Raw genomic sequence first — 18,566 nt, forward strand, 5'->3', positions numbered from 1 at the left:
CCATGAACGCCTCCGACCTCGATTCCCTGCTGCCGCGCCTGGATGAACTGCGCGCCGCGCTCGCACGCGCGGTGGTGGGCCAGCACACGGTGGTCGAGCAGCTGCTGATCGGCCTGCTGGCCGGCGGCCACTGCCTGCTGGAAGGTGCGCCCGGGCTCGGCAAGACCCTGTTGGTACGGTCGCTCGGCCAGGCATTGGAACTGCAGTTCCGGCGCGTGCAGTTCACCCCCGACCTGATGCCCAGCGACATTCTCGGCACCGAGCTGCTGGAGGAAGACCACGGCACCGGCCATCGCCATTTCCGCTTCCAGCAGGGCCCGATCTTCACCCACCTGCTGCTGGCCGACGAACTCAACCGCACCCCGCCCAAGACCCAGGCCGCACTGCTGGAGGCAATGCAGGAACGCACCGTCAGCTACGCCGGTACCACCTACGCACTGCCCGCGCCGTTCTTCGTGCTGGCCACGCAGAACCCGATCGAGCAGGCCGGCACCTACCCGCTGCCGGAGGCGCAGCTGGACCGCTTCCTGCTGCACGTGCTGGTGGATTACCCCAGCGAAGACGAGGAGCGGCGGATCCTGGAACAGACCACCGGCGGTGCCACCGACGCGGTGCCGAAGGTGATGGATGCCGAGGCGGTGATCGCCCTGCAGGCCGCCGTACGCCAGGTGCATGTCAGCCCCGACGTGCTGGCCTGGATCACCCGCCTGGTGCGCGCCAGCCGGCCTGGCGACGGCGCCCCGGCAGCGATCAACCAATGGGTGAAGTGGGGCGCCGGCCCGCGCGCCGGGCAGTCGCTGGTGCTCGCGGCAAAAGCGCGCGCATTGCTGCAGGGCCGCTTCGCCGCCACCCGCGAGGATGTGCAGGCGCTGGCCGCACCGGTGATGCGCCATCGCCTGCTGCTGTCGTTTGCCGCCGAGGCCGAGCAGAAGCGTGCCGACGACGTGGTTGCCGCGCTGCTGCAGGCCGTGCCGTTCCCGGGTTGATCCACGCGTGAACGCCGGTACCCCGCTGACCTTGCCACCGGAGCTGCGTGCACGCCTGCGCCTGCTGCGGCTGCGGCCGCGCCTGGCCAGCGGTGCCAGTGGCATCGGCCAGCACGCCAGCCGCAGCCGCGGTGCCGGCCTCGAATTCGCCCAGTACCGTGCCTACGAACCAGGCGATGAGCTGCGCCAGATCGACTGGAAGCTGTACGCGCGTTCGGACCGCTTCTTCGTGCGCGAATCCGAACGCGAAAGCCCGATCACGGTCTGGCTGCTGCTCGATGCCACCGCCTCGGCCGGCCAGGCCGATCGCGCGGCACCGCAGCGCACGCGCCTGGATCACATGCGCGGCGTGGCCGCCTGCCTGGTGGAACTGGCCCTGCAGCAGGGCGACCGTTTCGGCCTGCTGGCGATCAATGGCGATGGACTGCAGTTGGTGCCGGCAGCGAACGGCGCACGCCAGCGTGACCGCGTGCATCTGCAGCTGCATGCCCTGCAGGCACGCGGCGCCTGGCCTGCGGCTGATCGACTGCGCCCGCTGTGGGAGCGCGTGCGCCCGGGCGACCTGCTGCTGGCGATTGGTGATGGCTTCGACGCGGCCTGCATCGTGCTGCTGGAGCAACTGGCCAGCGCACGCCGTGAAGTGGCACTGCTGCAGATCCTGACCGCCGACGAGCGCGACTTCCCGTTCGACGCAGGCCATCGCTTCCGCGATCCGGAGACCGGCGAGGAACTGCTGGGCGATGGCGCGGCGATCCGCACCGACTACCTGCAGCGCTTCGCTGACGCACGCAACGCATTGCGGTCGCGCCTGCAGGCCAGTGGCATCGCCAGTGCCACCGGCTGGCTCGACCAGCCGCTGGACCAGGCACTGCAGGCGCTGTTCGGCCGTGGGGGCGGTGCATGACCCTGCTGTTCCCGTTGGGCCTAGCCGCGCTCGCTGCAGGGTTGCTGCCGCTGCTGATCCACCTGGCCCGGCGCCATCCGTACATGCCGCTGGATTTCGCCGCGCTGCGCTGGCTGCGCGCACAGATCCGTCCGCGCCAGCGCATCCGCTTCGATGACTGGCCGTTGCTGCTGATGCGCCTGTTGCTGCTGGCTGCATTGGCCTTGCTGCTGGCACGCCCTGCATTGACCGGCCCCGCTCCCATCCCCACCGCGTGGACGGTAGTGGCTCCCGGATTGGACGCCGCCGCACTGCGCCGGAGCGCCGAAGCGGGCAACTGGCACTGGCTGGCACCCGGCTTCCCCGCTATCGATCACGCACCACCTGCGTCCAGCACATCGCTGCCCAGCCTGCTGCGCGAGCTGGACGCACAGCTGCCCACGGGCACCGCGTTGACCGTGCACGTTCCCGATCCCCTGCCCGGTCTGGACGGCGCCCGCCTGCAGCTGTCGCGCGAAGTGCAGTGGCGGCCGCAACCGGTACCGGCCACTCCGCAACCGAGTGCCGCGACGGTGCCGCGCCTGCGCGTGCACAGCGGCGCGCCGGCCGCCGCCCAGCACTGGGTGAACGCACTGCAGCGCGCGTGGGGCATGCCGGCGCCGCTCTCTCCTCTGTCGGCCGATGCCCTGCCCGAACGCGGCGAGATCGGTGTATGGAGCCGCAGCGATGCACTGCCGGCAAGCTGGCAGGCATGGCTGCGCGACGGCGGTCGTGCAGTGAGCGCCGGCAAGCCTGCTGGCGACGCCGGCATCCTGCTGCGCAACGCCGACGGCACGCCACTGCTGTGGCAGCAGCGCATCGGCCACGGTGTCCTGCTGTCACTGCCCGGCGACTGGGATACCTCAGGCAACGCTGCGCTGCGCGACCCGCAGTTGCCGCGTGCCCTGCTGCTGGCGCTGCAACCGCCAGCGTCACCGCGCCGCGGCGATGCACAGGACCAGGCACCACGCCGGGCCGCACTGCCCGCCATAGCGCCTCCAGCGCGTGAGCCAACCATGTGGTTGCTGCTGGCCATCGTGCTGCTGTTCGCACTGGAGCGCTGGATGGCCAGCAGTCGCCGGCGCAGGGTGGCCACATGAACACCCTGCAGCACGCCTGGCAGCGCGCACGCCGTCGCCGTGCACTCACCACCCTGCTGCTGGGCCTGCCGTGGGTGCTGGCCGCGACGACGCTGGCGCTGCGCCTGGTGGGCTTCGATATCGCCTGCGTGGTCGGCACGGTCAGCCTGCTCGCCTGCGCAGCGCTCGCCACGGCACGTGCCCGCCAGCTGGACCCGCAATGGTTGCAGCGCCACCTCGATGCCAGTGGTGCCAGCGAGGACAGTGCCGACCTGCTGTTCGCCGATGCCGCCACGCTCAATCCGCTGCAGCACCGCCAGCGCGCGCATGTGCTGGCGACGCTGGAGCGCGGGACACTGGACCTGCGTCCGCGCTGGCCGCGCAAGGCGTTGGCCCTGAGCTGGGTCGCAGGCCTGGCGATCACTGCGCTGGCATTCGGCTGGCCACGTTCCGGCCCCGGCTCCGCGCCGGCCCGCACATCGGCGCCTGTCAGCACGGCTGCCGCCGGGCCGCTGCACCTTCAGTCCACCCGCCTGCGGATCGACGCACCGGCCTATACCGGCCAGGCCACGCGCACCCAGAACGCGCTGGATGCCAAGGTCGCCGCCGACAGCCGGCTGTCGTGGTCGTTGCGCTTCGATCGCGCGCCGGACAAGGCATGGCTTCAGTTCCACGACGGCCGCCGGCTGCCGCTGAGCGAGCAGGATGGGCAGTGGCTGGCGCAGGATGTGGCGCGCGTGCCTGTGCTGTACCGCGTGGTGAGCGAACCTGCACTGGCCCAAACCCGCCTGCATCGGCTGGATGTGGTCGCTGATCGTGCGCCCAGCGTGCGCGTGCTGGAGCCCGCCACCAGCCTGGTGCTGGGCACGCCCGGGCAGCGCCAGTGGTCGCTGCGGTTCGAAGCCAGCGATGACTACGCCGTGGCCACGCAGGCAACGCTGTCGATCACCATTACCCAGGGCAGCGGCGAGAACATCACCTTCGTTCGCCGCAGTGTCGGCCTCACCGGTAGCGGCGAAGCGACTGCACGGCGATTCGCGCACACCCTCGACCTGGCTGCGCTGGGCGCGCAGCCCGGCAGCGATGTCATCGCCCAGCTGGAGGTGCGCGACAACCATGCGCCGACGCCGCAGGCCGGGCGCAGCAGCAGTGTGATCCTGCGCCTGCCCAGCACCGAAGTCGCGCTCGGTGCCGAGCTGGAAGGCCGCATCAAGAAGACGCTGCCGGCCTACTTCCGCAGCCAGCGGCAGATCATCATCGATGCCGAGGCGCTGATCCGGCAGCGGCGCAGCCTCGCCGCCGAGGACTTCGTGAAGCGCAGCGATGCGATCGGTGTCGACCAGCGCATCCTGCGTCTGCGCTACGGCCAGTTCCTGGGTGAGGAAAGCGAAGGCGCACCGAAGCCGCCGCCGACCAGCGACCTGCCCACCAGCGATGCGCCAGCTGCAGGCAACCGCGACGACGAGCACGAGCACGACCATGGCGTCGAGGCCGGAGCACACGATGAGCATGGCCACGATCACGGCGGCAAAGCGTCCAATGCCGATGCCCCACCGGTGTTCGGCAGCGCCACCGATGTGCTCTCCGAATACGGTCATACCCATGACCATGCCGAGGCCGCGACCCTGCTCGACCCGCAGACCCGGGCCACGCTGAAGGCCGCGCTGGACCAGATGTGGTCGGCCGAAGGCGAGCTGCGCCAGGGCCGTCCGGAGCAGGCACTGCCGTTCGCCTACAAGGCACTGGGGTTCATCAAGCAGGTGCAGCAGGCCGAACGCATCTATCTGGCGCGGGTGGGGCCGGAGCTGCCGCCGATCGATGAAGGCCGTCGGCTGGGCGGCGATCGCACCGGACTGGCCAGTCGCGAACTGCCGCTGGCCGCACGCACGCCGCCCGACCCGGCCATCATCGAAGCCTGGCAGCGCCTCGGTGATGACACCAGCGCGCCCGACCTCGACGCACTCGCTGCCTGGCAGCAGCGCAATGCAGCCTACCTGCCCGATGCGCTGGATCTGGCTGCCGCCATCGAGCAGCTGCGCATCGAGCCCGGTTGCCGCGACTGCCGCCAGCGCCTGCGCGCTCAGTTGTGGCGGGCGCTGCAGCGTCCACTGCCGCAGGCGATGCGGCGCAGTGCCGCCGATGCGATGGGCCAGCGCTACCTGGACGCGCTGGAGGCGCAGCCATGAACCCGTCCGCCCTGAACCTGTGGATCGCCCTGGCACTCGCTGTGATCGTGGCGATCGCCAGCGTTCGCCAGTCGCGCGGCAACACCGCCCACCGTGGCCGCCGCTGGGGGGTGATCGGGCTGCAGGTCATGGTCGCCACGCTGCTGTATTTCTGCCTGGTGCCGCCCACCCGCCAGCAACCCGCAGCCGGGCTGGTTGTGCTGGGAATCGATGCCGGCAAGGCCGGCGCGTTCCCGGCCAGCGCAGGTCCGCTGTGGCTGTTGCCGGAAGCTGCCGATGTGCCCGGCGCAAAGCGCGTACCCGACCTGGCCACCGCGCTGCGGCAGCATCCGGCCTCCACGCTCACCCTGGTCGGTGCCGGACTGGTCGCACGCGATCGCGATGCTGTACTGCCACGCGACGTACGTTGGCAGCCGGCGGCACCGCCGCGCGGCTGGGTCGCCTTGCAGCCACCGGCCGACAGTGCGCCCGGCGCACGCTTCGAGGTATGGGCGCAGGCGCGCGGCGTTGCCAGGGCAAAGGCGGAACTGCTCGACCCCGCCGGCAGCGTGGTCGATCGCGCGGAGGTGGCCGACGACGGCCGCGTGCAGCTCAGTGGCATCGCCCGGGCCGAAGGCCGCAGCGTGTTCCAGCTGCGCCTGCTCGATGCCGACGGCCATGTGGTGGACAGTGTGCCGGTGCCGCAGCAGACCCTGCCGGCGGCGCCGCTGCGCCTGCAGGTGCGTGCCAGCGCGCCGGGTCCCGAACTGAAGTACCTGCGCCGCTGGGCAGCCGATGCCGGCATCCGCGTGCAGGTGCAGGCCGATACCGGTGCCGGCCTGAGCGTCGGCGACGGCGCCTTGCCGCTGGACGCGGCATCGCTGGCGCGCAGCGATCTGCTGCTGCTGGACGAGCGCAGCCTGGCGGCATTGAATGCCGCCCAGCTGGCCGCTGTGCGGCAGGCGCTGCGCGAGGGACTGGGCGTGCTGGTACGCAGTGCGGGCGCCCCTTCGGCCAGCGCGCGCCAACGCCTGCACGATCTGGGCCTGCCGCTGCGGGGTGATGGCAGCAGCCAGGTCCTCGAACTTCCCGGCGACGGCGAGAGCGCGGTCCTCGCCGCACGACGTGGCCCGCTCGCCGCGGGTACGCTGCCGACCGGCTACGGCGCAGAGGCAGACCGCAGTTCGCACGACGCCGCGCTGCCCACACTGGAAGCACTGGGGCTGCAGGTACCTGGCAGCAACGCGCTGCTGCACGATCGCACCGGCAAGGCTGTCGGTGGCTGGCGCGCTACCGGCAAAGGCCGCATCGGCCTGCTGCCCATCACCGACAGTTGGCGCTGGGTGCTGGCCGGCCGCGATGACCGCCACGGCGAACTGTGGAGCGGCGTGGTTGCCACGCTGGCGCGGGCGCAGGGCAGCGCTGAGGCGCTGTGGTCGCCACAGCCGATCAGCTGGGCGGGCGAACGGCAGGCGCTGTGCGGCGTGCAGGCGCCGCTGCAAGCCTTCAACGCACGCGGCGAAGGCACGCCGCTGATCGTCGATGGCGCGACGTCAGACCTGCGTTGCGCGGGCTGGTGGCCGCGCGAGGCGGGCTGGCAGCGCCTGCAGCACGGTGACGCCACCCTCTGGCGCTATGCGTTCGACCCGAAGGACGCGCCCGCGCTGCATCAGCAGGCAATGATCGATGCAACCACGCAGGCGCTGGCGGGCAGCTCCCCGGCAACCGCGTCGCTGATGCAACCCGTGCCGGGATCGCGCTGGCCGTGGTGGCTGGCGTTCGTGCTGTGCGCATCGCTGCTGTGGTGGTTGGAGCGGCGGCGCTGACCGCGACGATGGGATCGCGGGCGGCATCCACGCATGGCGTGGATCTACTGGCCGGTTGCCCTGGTGGACGCCAACCTTGGCTGGCGTCTTTCGGCGGGGTCAACGCGTTCCCGCGCGCCGGTACACGCCATTGAAGCGCACGTTCATGCCACCGCATTCGCTGTTGTCGGCCACGATCAGCACCTCACCCAGCGAGTGCACACGCACCCGGCACGTATCCTCGGCGAACTCGACATCGGCACCCTGCGGTGTGGCACGCGCTTCCACCTGGCCCAGGTTCGGCCCATACGGGCGCTGTTCCGGCGTGGGGTTGGCGGAGGGCCAGTAGGCGTCGCCATCCACATGCAGCTGTCCACCCTGCACCGTGATGCGCAGGCCGTTGTCGCCATCTTTCCAGTGGCCCGTCCAGTCCTGCAGCGTGGGCACGGCCACCGGCAACGGCTGCAGCTTGCTGCGGTCGACCCAGCCGGCGCTGCCGCCCACCTTGTTGGGGAAGAACGCGCAGCGGTAACGGCCCAGGTCGCGACCGGTCACCACCGTATCGCCGTTGACCACATAGCTGCGCTGGCGGCAGGCCGGTTCGCCCTTGGCGGGGCAGCCCTCCATGTCGCCGAGCAGGTACAGGCGCGGTGCATCAACCACCCGCGCCAGCGCGAACCGGCTCTGTTGGGAGGGGAACGCGCCATTGCGGCAGGCGCCGCCATCGGCGATACCGGACGCGAAGGCGGAGGCCGGCAGCAACGCGGCCAGCAGGCAGAATGAACGCAGGGACATGACAGCATTACTGGTGGGGGAGCCCGCAGGATATACCGGCCTACTTCACTGGCGCTGTGTCGCCGGCATCCTGCTCCTGTGAGAACCGCAGCGCGCGCTGCTGCTGTTCGGCACTGAGCTCTGGGGGTGGCCGCGCCACGGCCGCCTGGATCTGGTCGGGACCGCCGGTGAGTTTGTTGATGCCTTTGGCTGCCGCCAGCACACCCTTGACCACGCCCATCATGATGTAGCCACCGCCCATGCTGACCTGCTCCGGCGATGGCGGTTCGCTCCAGTCGCGGCTGAAGCGGTTATCGCCGAACTTCACCGGGTTCTTGAAGCGGTACAGGTCCAGCGGCTCGTCATCGGGCTTGAGCGCACGCACTTCGCCGAGGGTGGTGACGTTGTCCTGCGGCAAGGTGGTGGAGATCGGTGCGGTGGGGGCAGGCGGCGCATCTTCAGGGGGAACGGGTGCAGGATCGGGCACCGCCACCGGCGCAGCCTGTTGCGCCTGTACGATGCCGGTCAGCAGCATGCCGGCCAGAAGTGCTCCCTGCGTTCCACGTCGTGCCACAGCCATCCACCCTGTTGGTTGCGTCCAGCGCCCAAGCATACGGATGCCGGCTTCAGATTTCGTTGGCAACGGCGGGGGCATTCAGGCTGTGTCGCGCATCATCGCTGCGCGGCCGGGACACCGAAGTTTGCAATGAACTTCATTCCCCCCCGGGGGGCGGGGACGGCATCCTGCCGTTCTCCCGGTACGGCGCTTCCTCATGACAGCTCCCTCCACAATCCCGCCACGGCAGCCGGTCGCCTGCTGATGTCGCGCGCAGCAGTACTGGTTGGTTTGGCAATCGTGCCCCTGATGGTCATCGCGGCCGTTGCCGAATGGACATCACGTGTCCACGCAGGCATGGCTTCGCTGCGCCGGAGCAGCACGCTGCGTACGCTGGGCACGGACGAACACAGGGCACTGGCACCATTGCGCGCATTGGCCGGCTGCGACCATGACGACCAGATAAAGCGGCTGCGTGGAGCATTCACCGGCGGTGCGTGCCGGAACAGCTTCCCGGTCGGTGAAGGCCTGCTGGGTGGCGTTCCCGCACTGGTGCCAAAGCAGGCGTGGCCCTACCTCGCGGAAGACAATGAAGCCGAAGTGGTGTTGGGCAAACGCGCGGCCGTGGTGGTATGTCTCAACGGCTTCACTATCGCTGCTGCACGGCCGGCTGCAACCACCAGCCGCGTCTGTGGCGAGCGCCTGGAGACACCCGAAGAAGTTTCGATGCGACGGGGACCCGGCCTGCGCCCTTCCCCGCTGGTGATTGCCGCACTGGCGTCATGGGCCGCCGCTGGCGCCCCAGGGCTGCTGGCCATGCCGTTGCTCGCCATCGCCGGGCTGGCGGCCTGGCTGGCACTCCCTCGCCGCAACAGCCCCGCGACGGCTCAGCGCGTACTGCAGGTTCGCGGACGCCTGCGCGCTTACCAGCGCACTGCCCAGACTTCGCGGGTGTGGTTGCTCGGCAATGACCGCCGTGTGCAGCTTCCAGCGGAATGGGAGCACGCTGCGGCATTCTCCCGCGGACGCTCGATGGTGCTGGAAGTGCGCGCCTGTGATGGATGGGTGCTGGGCGCAGGGACGGCATGGTGCCTGGCCAGCGACCGACGGCGCTATCCGCCCACAGGAGGGTCGTGGCATCTGGCATGGCTGGGCCTGCTCCTGCGCGTGCTCGTGTTCGGCGCTGGCGGAATGCCGCCGCCCCGTCCGGATCCTGCATGGGCGGCTGCCTATGGCTGGGGGGTGCTCGCAGTGCTGGCATCGGGCTGGCACGCGGTGCAGGTCGTGGTCTGCACCGTGCAGTTCCTGCTCCGCCGCCGCGCGTTTGACGCAAACATCGCGCAGCGTCCCGACCCGTGGCACTGAACGGTTCACGCGTTCCCATGCTGGTGTCTCACATCCTGAGACATGGATGTGGTGCCATGTGACCCCTCGCAATCCGTCCCGGCTCCATCTTCCATGGCTTACGAACTCGCCAAGCGCACCGCCGATGCCGAGCAGAAGCTCGCCACCCGCGATGGCCTGCCCGCCCGCGACGGCGCCCTGCTCAGCGCGCGCCTGCAGCGCCGCTACCAGGACCGCATCACCGGCAGCTTTGCCATTCCCGGCCGCGAAGGCCGCTATGCGCCCATTCCCGATTCGGTTCCGCCTGCCCTGGCCGCCGCGCTGAAGGCCCGTGGCATCGAGCAGCTCTACAGCCACCAGGCCGAAGCCTGGGAGGCCAGCCAGCGCGGCGAGCACGTGGCCATCGTCACCCCCACCGCCAGCGGCAAGTCGCTGTGCTACACGCTGCCGGTGGTCAGCGCGGCCATGCAGGACAAGGCCAAGGCGCTGTACCTGTTCCCGACCAAGGCGCTGGCCCAGGACCAGGTGGCCGAGCTGCTGGAACTCAATCGTGCCGGCGACCTCGGCGTCAAGGCCTTCACCTTCGACGGCGACACCCCCGGCGATGCGCGGCAGGCGATCCGCCTGCATGGCGACATCGTGGTGTCCAACCCGGACATGCTGCACCAGGCGATCCTGCCGCATCACACCAAGTGGGCGCAGTTCTTCGAGAACCTGCGCTACATCGTCATCGACGAGGTGCACACCTACCGCGGCGTGTTCGGCAGCCACGTCACCAACGTGCTGCGCCGGCTCAAGCGCATCTGCGCGTTCTACGGCGTGCAACCGCAGTTCATCCTGTGCTCGGCCACCATCGGCAACCCGCAGGCGCATGCCGAGGCGTTGATCGAGGCACCGGTCAGCGCCGTCACCGAATCCGGCGCGCCCACCGGGCCGAAGCAGGTGCTGCTGTGGAACCCGCCGGTGATCAACCCCGACCTGGGCCTGCGTGCCTCGGCGCGCTCGCAGAGCAACCGCATCGCCCGCATCGCGATCAAGTCCGGGCTGAAGACCCTGGTGTTCGCGCAGACCCGGTTGATGGTCGAAGTGCTGACCAAGTACCTGAAGGACATCTTCGACCACGACCCGCGCAAGCCGCCCCGCATCCGCGCCTACCGCGGCGGTTATCTGCCCACCGAACGCCGCGAGACCGAGCGTGCGATGCGCGCCGGCAACATCGACGGCATCGTCAGCACCTCGGCGCTGGAGCTGGGCGTGGATATCGGCAGCCTGGACGTGGTCATCCTCAATGGCTACCCCGGCAGCGTGGCCGCCACCTGGCAGCGTTTCGGCCGTGCCGGTCGCCGCCAGCAGCCCGCGCTGGGGGTGATGGTGGCCAGTTCGCAGCCGCTGGACCAGTACGTGGTGCGGCATCCGGACTTCTTCGCCGAAGCCTCGCCCGAACATGCGCGCATTGCGCCAGACCAGCCGCTGATCCTGTTCGACCACATTCGCTGCGCGGCCTTTGAACTGCCGTTCCGGGTCGGCGATGGCTTCGGCCCGATCGATCCGGAAGTGTTTCTGGAAGCGCTGGCCGAAACCGAAGTCATCCACCGCGAAGGCGAGCGCTGGGAATGGATCGCCGACAGCTATCCGGCCAACGCGGTCAGCCTGCGTGCGGTGGCCGACGGCAACTTCGTGGTGGTCGACCGCAGCGACGGCCGCCAGCAGATCATCGCCGAGGTCGATTACTCCGCCGCCGCACTCACCCTGTACGAAGGCGCCATCCACATGGTGCAGTCCACGCCCTACCAGGTGGAGACGCTCGACTGGGAGGGCCGCAAGGCCTACGTCACCCGCACGCATGTGGATTACTACACCGACAGCATCGACTTCACCAGGCTCAAGGTGCTGGACCGCTTCGATGGTGGCGTGGCCGGGCGCGGTGATTCGCACCATGGCGAAGTGCACGTGGTGCGGCGCGTGGCCGGCTACAAGAAGATCCGCTACTACACCCACGAAAACATCGGCTACGGCCCGGTGAACCTGCCCGACCAGGAACTGCACACCACCGCAGTGTGGTGGCAGCTGCCGCAGGCACTGCTGCTGCGCGCGTTCGCCAGCAGGCAGGATGCGCTCGATGGCTTCCTCGGTGCGGCGTATGCGCTGCACATCGTCGCCACCGTGGCGGTGATGGCCGATGCGCGCGACCTGCAGAAGTCGGTCGGCAACGGCGATGGTTCCTGGTTTGCGATCGCCGACCAGAGCGGCCGTGGCCAGTTGCGCGGCAGCGAGGGTGATCCTGGCGTTGTCGAACTGCTGCAGGAATTCGTGCCCACTGTGTATCTGTATGACAACTTCCCCGGTGGCGTCGGCCTCAGCGAGCCGTTGTGGCAACGCCAGGCGGAGCTGGTGCAGCGCGCGCGTGAACTGGTGCAGCGGTGCGACTGCAAGGCCGGTTGCCCGGCCTGTGTCGGCCCGGTGCTGGCCGCACAGGAAGAGGACGAAACCTCGCCGCGTGCGCTGGCGCTGCGTGTGCTGGACCTGTTCGATGCCGAGGCCTGCCGGCACGTCCCCGACGTGGTGGTGACCGCGCGCGACCCGATGGAGCTGCTGGCCCCGTGAGCCTGAGCCTGGACAAGCTGCGCCTGCTGCGGAAGCAGGCCGGCGACCCGAAAGCAGTCACGCCGGTGGCGCCCGAGCCGCCCCCTCCGGCGCCGGCCCCGGTAGCCGCCAACGATGCGCGGCAACCACCGGCCGAGCGTTCGGTGTTCGCCTGGGTCGAGCAGGAGATCCGCCACAAGCCCACGGGTGCTGCAGCGGCCACATCGGCACCCACGCCGGCCCCACTTCGGCGGCCGGAAGTGGGCAGCCTGCACCGCCTGCTCGGCCTGCGCTCGCGTGGTGGAGCCGCACCGGCACGCGCCAGTGCCCAGGATCGCCAGCTCCCCGGCGAGGAAATCGCGCCGGGTCTGTTCCTGATCGAATCGCTGCAACCTCAGCCGATCCCAACCGCGCCGCTGTCGCTGGCCTTCGCCAAGCGCGAAGACCAGCACGTGGCTGCACGCGATCTGCTGTTCTTCGACACCGAGACCACCGGGCTGGCCGGCGGCACCGGCACCCGTGCCTTCATGATCGGCGCAGCCGACTGGCATGTGTGCCCGCAGCGTGGCGAGGGCCTGCGCATCCGCCAGTTGCTGATGGCCACCATGGCCGCCGAGGACGCGATGCTGGCCACCTTTGCCCGCTGGCTGCAACCGTCCACCGTGTTCTGCAGCTACAACGGCCGCAGCTACGATGCGCCGCTGCTGAAGGCGCGCTACCGGCTGGCCCGGCAGCCGGATCCGATCACCGCACTGGACCATGTCGACCTGCTCTACCCCACGCGCCGTCGCTATCGCGGCAGCTGGGAGAACTGCAAGCTGTCCACCATCGAACGCCAGCTGCTGCGCGTGGTGCGCGAGGACGACCTGCCCGGCTCGGAAGCACCCGGTGCATGGCTGCGCTTCCTGCGCGGCGGCGATGCGGTGAACCTGCGCCGGGTGGCCGACCACAACCACCAGGACGTGGTGACCCTTGCCCTGCTGCTGCAGCGGCTGGTGCGCGAGGAACAGCGCGAGCGCGAGACGCTGGCGCTGGTCGGGCACTAATGACACGGGGCCGCGTTGACATGCCCTGACGGCGGTTGCGGTGACACTGCCGCCACCATCCACGCCTGGAGCCCGACGATGCGCCTCAATCCGCTTGCCCTGCTTGCCATCCTGCCACTGGCCGCCTGCAGCCACGCCGGCAGCAGCACCGCCCTCGATGCCGCGCCAGCGCCAGCACCCGTGGCCGACGCCGCGCACGAATGCAAGCCGGAGGCGCTCGAGGCCTTCACCGGCAAGACGGCTGACGAAGCCACCATCAAGAAGCTGGTGGCCGCCAGCGGCGCGCGCGGTGCACGGGTGGTCAAGCCGGGCATGGCGGTGACCATGGACTTCCGCCAGGACCGCGTGACCGTGCAGGTGGATGCGCAGAACCGCATCGAACGCGCCAGCTGCGGTTGATCGGCCCAGGGCAGTGCCGGCCGCTGGCCGGCACCCCACATTGCCGGCCAGCGGCCGGCACTACCGATCAGAGTCGCTCGGCCTTGCCACTGGCCAGGGCGCGTGCGATCACCTGCTGCGCCTGCTGCGATGCCTGCGCATGCACGCGTGCCTGGCGCTCGCCCAACGCGGCCTGCTGGCTGCCCAGCGCTGCCTGGCGGCTGGCCAGTTCGGACTGCTGGCTGGCCAGGCGCTGCATGTCGCGGGTGTGGCTGGCCCGCGCGGTTTCGTTGTCCACGTCCCGCATCGCACGACGTGCCTGTGCGGCGGCGTCACGTGCAGCCTCGCGGGCAACGGCCGCATCGTGGGTCGCGCCCCGCGCCGCCTTTGCCGCTTCTGCCGCCGCCTCGCGGTTGATGTCATGCGCGGCCATCGCACTGCGCGTGGCCTCGGCGGCGATCAGTGCGATGCGGCGCGATTCCTCGCCCTGCAGGCGGCCCATTTCACCCATCTGCCTGCCGAGTTCGCCCTGCTGGCGACCCAGCACGCTTTGCTGGCGGCCCAGTTCGCTCTGCTGGCGGCCCAGCTCTACGGCACCGCTGTAGGCACGCTGCAGGGTCTGGATCAGCATCGGGTCACGCACCACGTAGCGCCTGTCGCCCTGGCGGAACCACAACGCCGGGCCCTTGCCGAGCTGCCTGCGGGCCACCGTCACGTCATCCATGCCGCCGTTGGCGAAGGTCGAATCACCATCAACCAGAACGAAGGCCTCCCGGGGCGACCTGCCCAGGTCGAGGCGACCGTAGGTGGTGATGGAGGTGGCGGCCGACGTCGCGCCTTCATCGTCTTCGGCCATGCCCGTGGCATCGTCGACTTCGGCCACATCGGCATCGTCGGGCCCGGTCGCGTCAGCGGGTTCGGCCGGCGCGGCCGGTGCTGCAGGCGCGGCCGGGGCCGCCGGCACGCCCGCGGCGGAGGGCGGTGCGGCCGGAGCCTTGGGAGCCTTCGGCGGTGGCGGCGCCACGACCTTGGGTGCCGCCGGTGGCGCGGGCGGTGCCGGCGGTACCGGCGCAGCGACCAGCCGCATCGGCGCCACACCCACCAGTACCACGGCCGCCGTCAACGCCATCGCCAGGATGCGGGGGCAGGCACGGCGTGGCTGCAACGAGAGCAGGCGACGCTTGAGGCTGGTGGCATCCGGCGCGGCACTGGCCACGCCCAGGTGCGGCTGCGGTGCCACCCCCAGCTGCAGCAACAGTCGGCCATAGGCCTGGCGGCTGGCAGCGTGCTGGCCCACCACCGCTGCGTCCACCGCTTCTTCGCGCGCTTGTGCATATTCACGCACCGACAGGCGCAGCAGCGGATGGAAGAAGAACAGGTGCTGGGCCAGCGCAGGCAGCAGGCCCCACTGCAGGTCCCGCCGCTGCAGGTGCTGCAGTTCGTGGGTCAGGGCCAGGTCCAGCGCGTCGCCCTGCAGGGCATTGTCGCCAGCCGGCAACAGCAGCACCGGGCGGAACGGACCGACCAGCTGCGGTGCGTCCACCTGCGTGCTCATCCACAACCGCGGCGCAGGCCGCACACCATGTGCATCGGAAGCCAGCTGCAGGGCCTGCACCAACGCCTGGTCCTCGCAGGGATAGGCCGCTGCCAGCAGCGCGCGGCAGCGACGCCACTCACCGAAGGTACGCAGCGCCATCAGCAGCACGCCGGATGCCCACAGCGCGGCCAGCGCGACGGCCCACCACGCCACTGCCGGCGCGTCCGCTGCAGGCATCGGCATCGCGGCCAGCAACTGTGCCGAGGCCTCCGGGGCCAGCGGGTAGACGATGTCAGCGGCCACGTCGGTCGCGGTCATCGCCACCGCCTGCGGGGCAGGCAGCCAGGCCAACTGCAACGGCTGGCTCCAGAACAGGCCGAGCACGGCCTGCAGCGAGACCAGCCACCACAGGCGGCAGCGGGTCGCCGCCGACAGCGACGGCAGCGCGCGGCACAGGCCGTACACCAGCGCCACCAGCAGCACGGTCTGCAGGCTGGTCCAGCCCAGGCGTTCCAGCATCGGGATCAGCATCGTGGTGTCCATGGCTCAGCCCTCGTGGCGACGCGATTGGAGTTGGGCGACCAGCGCTTCCAGCTCGGCCAGCTCGTTGTCGCTGACCTTCTGCCGCTGCGACAGATAGGCCACGAACGGCGACACCGAGCCCTGCAGGGTGTTGTCGACGAACTGCGCCACCGCGCCCTGCAGCACGCTCTGCGGGCCACGGGTGGCCTGGTAGCGGTAGACGCCGTCCTGCTGCCGACGCTGAAGATACCCCTTCGCCCGCAGGCGCTCCATCATCGTCAGCACAGTGGAACGAGCCAGCCCACGGGCCTCGCCGTAGCCACTGGCGACCTCACCGACACTGGCCGGCGCATGTTCATCGATGTACTGCAGCAGGGCCAGTTCCTGGTCCCCGATGGTCTTGCCGCGCATGACACCACTCCCTTGACTACACGTGTCGTCACTGTCAGCTTGACGACATCTGTAGTCAACCCCCCGGAAGTCATGGGCCGACGAACGGTAGGCGCCACCGAGCGCTTAAACCTTTGACCCGCCCGCCGCATCCGATCCGCAACGCCCCGCTGGAATTCCGCATGTCCCGCCCAATGCTCCGAGTCCTGCTCATGCTCATAAGTGCCCTGCCCTTCGCCGCCGTCTCTGCCAGCCAGGACCAGGCCAACGACCAGACCCGCCGCCTGATCCGCCAGATCATGCTGGAGCAGCGCATCCCGGGATTGCAGATCGCGGTGGTCAAGGATGGGCAGATCGTGCTCTCCGAAGCCTACGGGCTGGCCAACGTGGAGAACGGTGTGCTTGCCTCGCGCGACACCCGCTTCCCGCTCAATTCGGCCACCAAGGCATTCACCGGCGTGGCGGCCGCGCAGCTGGCCCAGCAGGGGCAACTGGATCTGGACGCGCCGGCCTCGCGATATCTGGGTGATCTTCCGCCAGCGTGGAGAGACGTACGCGTACACCAGCTGCTGGCGCATACCTCCGGCCTTCCGGACATCCTTGATGCGAACGGGCTGCTGGGCGGAGGTTCCGAAGCACAGGCATGGGCGGCGGTGACAGCTCGACCGCTGGAAGCGGCGCCTGGGCAGCGCTTCGCCTACAACCAGACCAACTACGTATTGCTGGCACGGATCATCGCGCAGCAATCCGGCATGCCCTACGAACGTTTCCTGGCCACGCGCCAGTTCAGCAGCGCGCGCATGGCCCGCACCACCTTCGGCGACAGCTACGACCTGATTCCGGACGCGGCAACGATGTACAGCCTGGCCCCGCGTGCCACCGATGCTGCGGATGCACCGTCCCGCCTGTCGCACTGGTTCTACGACATACCGCCTTCGCTCTGGGCCGGTGGCGGCATCCTCACCACCGCCGACGACGCCGCGCGCTGGCTGGCCGCGCTGACCGAAGGCCGCCTGCTGCCGGAAACGGCCCTGCGGCGGATGTGGAGCGCAGAGCGCCTCGCTGATGGCCGTGCCGGCCCGTGGGCGGGTGGCTGGGCGGTACTACGCGCATCGCCCGACCTTCAGGTGGCCGGTATCGGCGGTGCGCGCTCGGCCTTCGTGGTCTATCCCGAGCGCGGCGTGGCGGTCGTGGTGCTGACCAATCTTGTCGGTGCCAATCCGCAGCAGTTCATTCCACGCATTGCCGATCTTTATGCGCCTGCGGTGACCGTGCCCTGAGGCTGCCGGCCAGCGGCCGGCACTACCGGCAGTGCTTGTTCACCCACGCGGTCCACCCATCACCGGCAGGATTACCCCGCTGATGTAGCTGGCACAGGCCGGCGAGGCCAGGAAGACGTAGGCCGGCGACAGCTCCTCGGGCTGCGCGGGCCGGCCCATGTCGCTGTCCTTGCCGAACTCCGCCACGTCTTCGGCCTGCTTGTCGGCGGGGTTCAGCGGCGTCCACACCGGCCCCGGCGCCACGCAGTTGACCCGGATGCCGCGCGGCAGCAGCTGGCTGGCCAGCGATTTGGTGAACGCGTGGATCGCGCCCTTGGTCGCCGAGTAATCGATCAGCGCCTTGCTGCCGAAGATGCCCGTTTCCGAACCGGTGTTGATGATGCTCGCGCCCTCGCCCAGATATGGCAGTACCGCACGCGCCATCTGGATGTAGCCGCCGATGTTGGTCTGCAGCGTTTCCTGCAGGTGCGCGTCTTCCAGATCTTCCAGGCGCTCGCAGTGCAGCTGGAACGCGGCGTTGTTGACCAGGATATCGATGCCGCCGAACGCCTTGGCCACCTGCTTGACGGCCTTGTTGCAGAAGCGCGGATCGCGCACATCGCCAGCGATTACCACGCAGCGGCCGCCTTCGCGTTCCACGTGCTGGCGGGTGATGTCCGCGTCTTCGGGCTCGTCCAGGTGCAGTACCGCCACATCCGCACCTTCGCGCGCGAACAACACTGCCACCGCACGGCCAATGCCGGAGTCGCCACCGGTGACGATCGCACGCATGCCCTGCAGCTTGCCGCTGCCCGCGTAGTCGGGCGCAAGGAAACGGGGCGCCAGCTCCAGTTCGTGCTCGTGTCCGGGCTTGGCCAGCTGCTGCGCCGGCATCGCCTCCGGCTGCCGGCGTGCGCCGGCCTGGGTCGCGGTCTTCTTTGTTGCCTTCTTGGCCGCGCGGGCGTCCTTGGCCTTCTCCTGGTCCTGCAGGCGCCGCTGCCGTGCAGCGACGCGTGCCGCCCGCGGATCACTGGCGGCCGCCTTGCGGGTTGCGGTCTTCACCACGCGCGGGCGATCGGGGTCGGCGACCGCCTCGGTCGGGGTGCTGCCTTTACGCACTTTCGGCGATGCCTTACGGCGGGCGGGGGTCTTCCTGGTGGTGGCCATGCAGGTCTCCTCGGGAGGGAAAGGGGCTGCCGGCCAGCGGCCGGCACTACCGG

15 protein-coding genes are annotated in these 18,566 nt (G+C 69.9%); 10 read left to right on the forward strand and 5 right to left on the reverse strand.

Annotated features, from left to right (window positions below; all coding sequences use genetic code 11):
* Window positions 1-2: 2 nt before the first annotated feature.
* From KXV01_RS13725 to KXV01_RS13745, 5 genes are read left to right on the forward strand one after another with little or no spacing between them, the layout of a single operon-like run.
* A complete protein-coding gene (locus tag KXV01_RS13725) occupies window positions 3-986 on the forward strand; it encodes a MoxR family ATPase (protein WP_049416131.1) in 984 nt (327 codons plus the stop codon).
* A gap of 7 nt (window positions 987-993) precedes the next feature.
* Window positions 994-1,890: a DUF58 domain-containing protein gene (locus tag KXV01_RS13730; RefSeq protein WP_111096551.1), complete on the forward strand. Its 897-nt coding sequence runs from the start codon at window positions 994-996 to the stop codon at window positions 1,888-1,890.
* Window positions 1,887-3,008, forward strand: a complete 1,122-nt coding sequence (locus KXV01_RS13735; RefSeq protein WP_111096550.1) for a BatA domain-containing protein — start codon at window positions 1,887-1,889, stop codon at window positions 3,006-3,008. Before KXV01_RS13730 ends, KXV01_RS13735 begins: the two co-directional genes overlap by 4 nt.
* Window positions 3,005-5,173: a hypothetical protein gene (locus KXV01_RS13740; protein ID WP_263467866.1), complete on the forward strand. Its 2,169-nt coding sequence runs from the start codon at window positions 3,005-3,007 to the stop codon at window positions 5,171-5,173. The genes KXV01_RS13735 and KXV01_RS13740 overlap by 4 nt, the downstream gene beginning before the upstream one ends.
* Window positions 5,170-6,978 (forward strand): hypothetical protein, encoded by a 1,809-nt coding sequence (locus tag KXV01_RS13745; protein WP_111096548.1) that lies wholly within the window; start codon window positions 5,170-5,172, stop codon window positions 6,976-6,978. The genes KXV01_RS13740 and KXV01_RS13745 overlap by 4 nt, the downstream gene beginning before the upstream one ends.
* A 99-nt stretch (window positions 6,979-7,077) precedes the next feature.
* Here the strand turns inward: KXV01_RS13745 and KXV01_RS13750 are convergent, their stop codons facing one another.
* Together KXV01_RS13750 and KXV01_RS13755 are read right to left on the reverse strand one after the other, a co-directional pair.
* A complete protein-coding gene (locus KXV01_RS13750; protein ID WP_072167397.1) occupies window positions 7,078-7,752 on the reverse strand; it encodes a hypothetical protein in 675 nt (224 codons plus the stop codon).
* Window positions 7,753-7,792: 40 nt separating this feature from the next.
* The gene (locus KXV01_RS13755; RefSeq protein ID WP_061479909.1) at window positions 7,793-8,311 is read right to left on the reverse strand and encodes a hypothetical protein; all 519 of its coding nucleotides are present in this window, start codon (window positions 8,309-8,311) and stop codon (window positions 7,793-7,795) included.
* Window positions 8,312-8,437: 126 nt separating this feature from the next.
* Here KXV01_RS13755 and KXV01_RS13760 point away from each other — a divergent pair, with 126 nt between their 5' ends.
* The 4 genes from KXV01_RS13760 to KXV01_RS13775 all read left to right on the forward strand — a co-directional run bounded on the left by KXV01_RS13760 (window position 8,438) and on the right by KXV01_RS13775 (window position 13,659).
* Window positions 8,438-9,652 (forward strand): hypothetical protein, encoded by a 1,215-nt coding sequence (locus tag KXV01_RS13760; RefSeq protein ID WP_263467867.1) that lies wholly within the window; start codon window positions 8,438-8,440, stop codon window positions 9,650-9,652.
* A gap of 93 nt (window positions 9,653-9,745) precedes the next feature.
* Window positions 9,746-12,235 (forward strand): DEAD/DEAH box helicase, encoded by a 2,490-nt coding sequence (locus KXV01_RS13765; RefSeq protein WP_263467868.1) that lies wholly within the window; start codon window positions 9,746-9,748, stop codon window positions 12,233-12,235.
* Window positions 12,232-13,260, forward strand: a complete 1,029-nt coding sequence (locus tag KXV01_RS13770) for a ribonuclease H-like domain-containing protein (protein ID WP_111096546.1) — start codon at window positions 12,232-12,234, stop codon at window positions 13,258-13,260. Before KXV01_RS13765 ends, KXV01_RS13770 begins: the two co-directional genes overlap by 4 nt.
* 78 nt (window positions 13,261-13,338) lie before the next feature.
* Window positions 13,339-13,659 (forward strand): I78 family peptidase inhibitor, encoded by a 321-nt coding sequence (locus tag KXV01_RS13775; RefSeq protein ID WP_049416109.1) that lies wholly within the window; start codon window positions 13,339-13,341, stop codon window positions 13,657-13,659.
* Between the two features lie 67 nt (window positions 13,660-13,726).
* On the opposite strand, the gene KXV01_RS13780 is transcribed toward KXV01_RS13775, so the two are convergent.
* Together KXV01_RS13780 and KXV01_RS13785 are read right to left on the reverse strand one after the other, a co-directional pair.
* The gene (locus KXV01_RS13780; protein WP_263467869.1) at window positions 13,727-15,718 is read right to left on the reverse strand and encodes a M56 family metallopeptidase; all 1,992 of its coding nucleotides are present in this window, start codon (window positions 15,716-15,718) and stop codon (window positions 13,727-13,729) included.
* Window positions 15,719-15,721: 3 nt separating this feature from the next.
* Window positions 15,722-16,108 carry a BlaI/MecI/CopY family transcriptional regulator gene (locus KXV01_RS13785; RefSeq protein WP_072167402.1) on the reverse strand — a complete coding sequence of 129 codons (387 nt, stop codon included), beginning with the start codon at window positions 16,106-16,108 and terminating at the stop codon, window positions 15,722-15,724.
* A gap of 191 nt (window positions 16,109-16,299) precedes the next feature.
* Between KXV01_RS13785 and KXV01_RS13790 the strand changes: the two genes are divergently transcribed.
* On the forward strand, window positions 16,300-17,367 hold the full coding sequence (locus KXV01_RS13790) for a serine hydrolase domain-containing protein (protein ID WP_164282681.1): 1,068 nt from the start codon (window positions 16,300-16,302) through the stop codon (window positions 17,365-17,367).
* A gap of 39 nt (window positions 17,368-17,406) precedes the next feature.
* On the opposite strand, the gene KXV01_RS13795 is transcribed toward KXV01_RS13790, so the two are convergent.
* On the reverse strand, window positions 17,407-18,513 hold the full coding sequence (locus KXV01_RS13795) for an SDR family oxidoreductase (RefSeq protein WP_111096544.1): 1,107 nt from the start codon (window positions 18,511-18,513) through the stop codon (window positions 17,407-17,409).
* Window positions 18,514-18,566: the final 53 nt, after the last annotated feature.

Source organism: Stenotrophomonas sp. Ps181, assembly GCF_025697425.1.
Lineage (GTDB): Bacteria > Pseudomonadota > Gammaproteobacteria > Xanthomonadales > Xanthomonadaceae > Stenotrophomonas > Stenotrophomonas sepilia.

What these genes read in the sequence shown, in the direction of transcription:
- KXV01_RS13745 (WP_111096548.1), top strand. Translation starts at nt 5,170, where the DNA reads ATGAACCCGTCCGCCCTGAACCTGTGGATCGCCCTGGCACTCGCTGTG.
- KXV01_RS13760 (WP_263467867.1), top strand. Translation starts at nt 8,438, where the DNA reads ATGAACTTCATTCCCCCCCGGGGGGCGGGGACGGCATCCTGCCGTTCT.
- KXV01_RS13750 (WP_072167397.1), bottom strand. Translation starts at nt 7,752, where the DNA reads ATGTCCCTGCGTTCATTCTGCCTGCTGGCCGCGTTGCTGCCGGCCTCC.
- KXV01_RS13775 (WP_049416109.1), top strand. Translation starts at nt 13,339, where the DNA reads ATGCGCCTCAATCCGCTTGCCCTGCTTGCCATCCTGCCACTGGCCGCC.
- KXV01_RS13780 (WP_263467869.1), bottom strand. Translation starts at nt 15,718, where the DNA reads ATGGACACCACGATGCTGATCCCGATGCTGGAACGCCTGGGCTGGACC.
- KXV01_RS13790 (WP_164282681.1), top strand. Translation starts at nt 16,300, where the DNA reads ATGCTCATAAGTGCCCTGCCCTTCGCCGCCGTCTCTGCCAGCCAGGAC.
- KXV01_RS13735 (WP_111096550.1), top strand. Translation starts at nt 1,887, where the DNA reads ATGACCCTGCTGTTCCCGTTGGGCCTAGCCGCGCTCGCTGCAGGGTTG.
- KXV01_RS13755 (WP_061479909.1), bottom strand. Translation starts at nt 8,311, where the DNA reads ATGGCTGTGGCACGACGTGGAACGCAGGGAGCACTTCTGGCCGGCATG.
- KXV01_RS13765 (WP_263467868.1), top strand. Translation starts at nt 9,746, where the DNA reads ATGGCTTACGAACTCGCCAAGCGCACCGCCGATGCCGAGCAGAAGCTC.
- KXV01_RS13785 (WP_072167402.1), bottom strand. Translation starts at nt 16,108, where the DNA reads ATGCGCGGCAAGACCATCGGGGACCAGGAACTGGCCCTGCTGCAGTAC.
- KXV01_RS13725 (WP_049416131.1), top strand. Translation starts at nt 3, where the DNA reads ATGAACGCCTCCGACCTCGATTCCCTGCTGCCGCGCCTGGATGAACTG.
- KXV01_RS13740 (WP_263467866.1), top strand. Translation starts at nt 3,005, where the DNA reads ATGAACACCCTGCAGCACGCCTGGCAGCGCGCACGCCGTCGCCGTGCA.
- KXV01_RS13795 (WP_111096544.1), bottom strand. Translation starts at nt 18,513, where the DNA reads ATGGCCACCACCAGGAAGACCCCCGCCCGCCGTAAGGCATCGCCGAAA.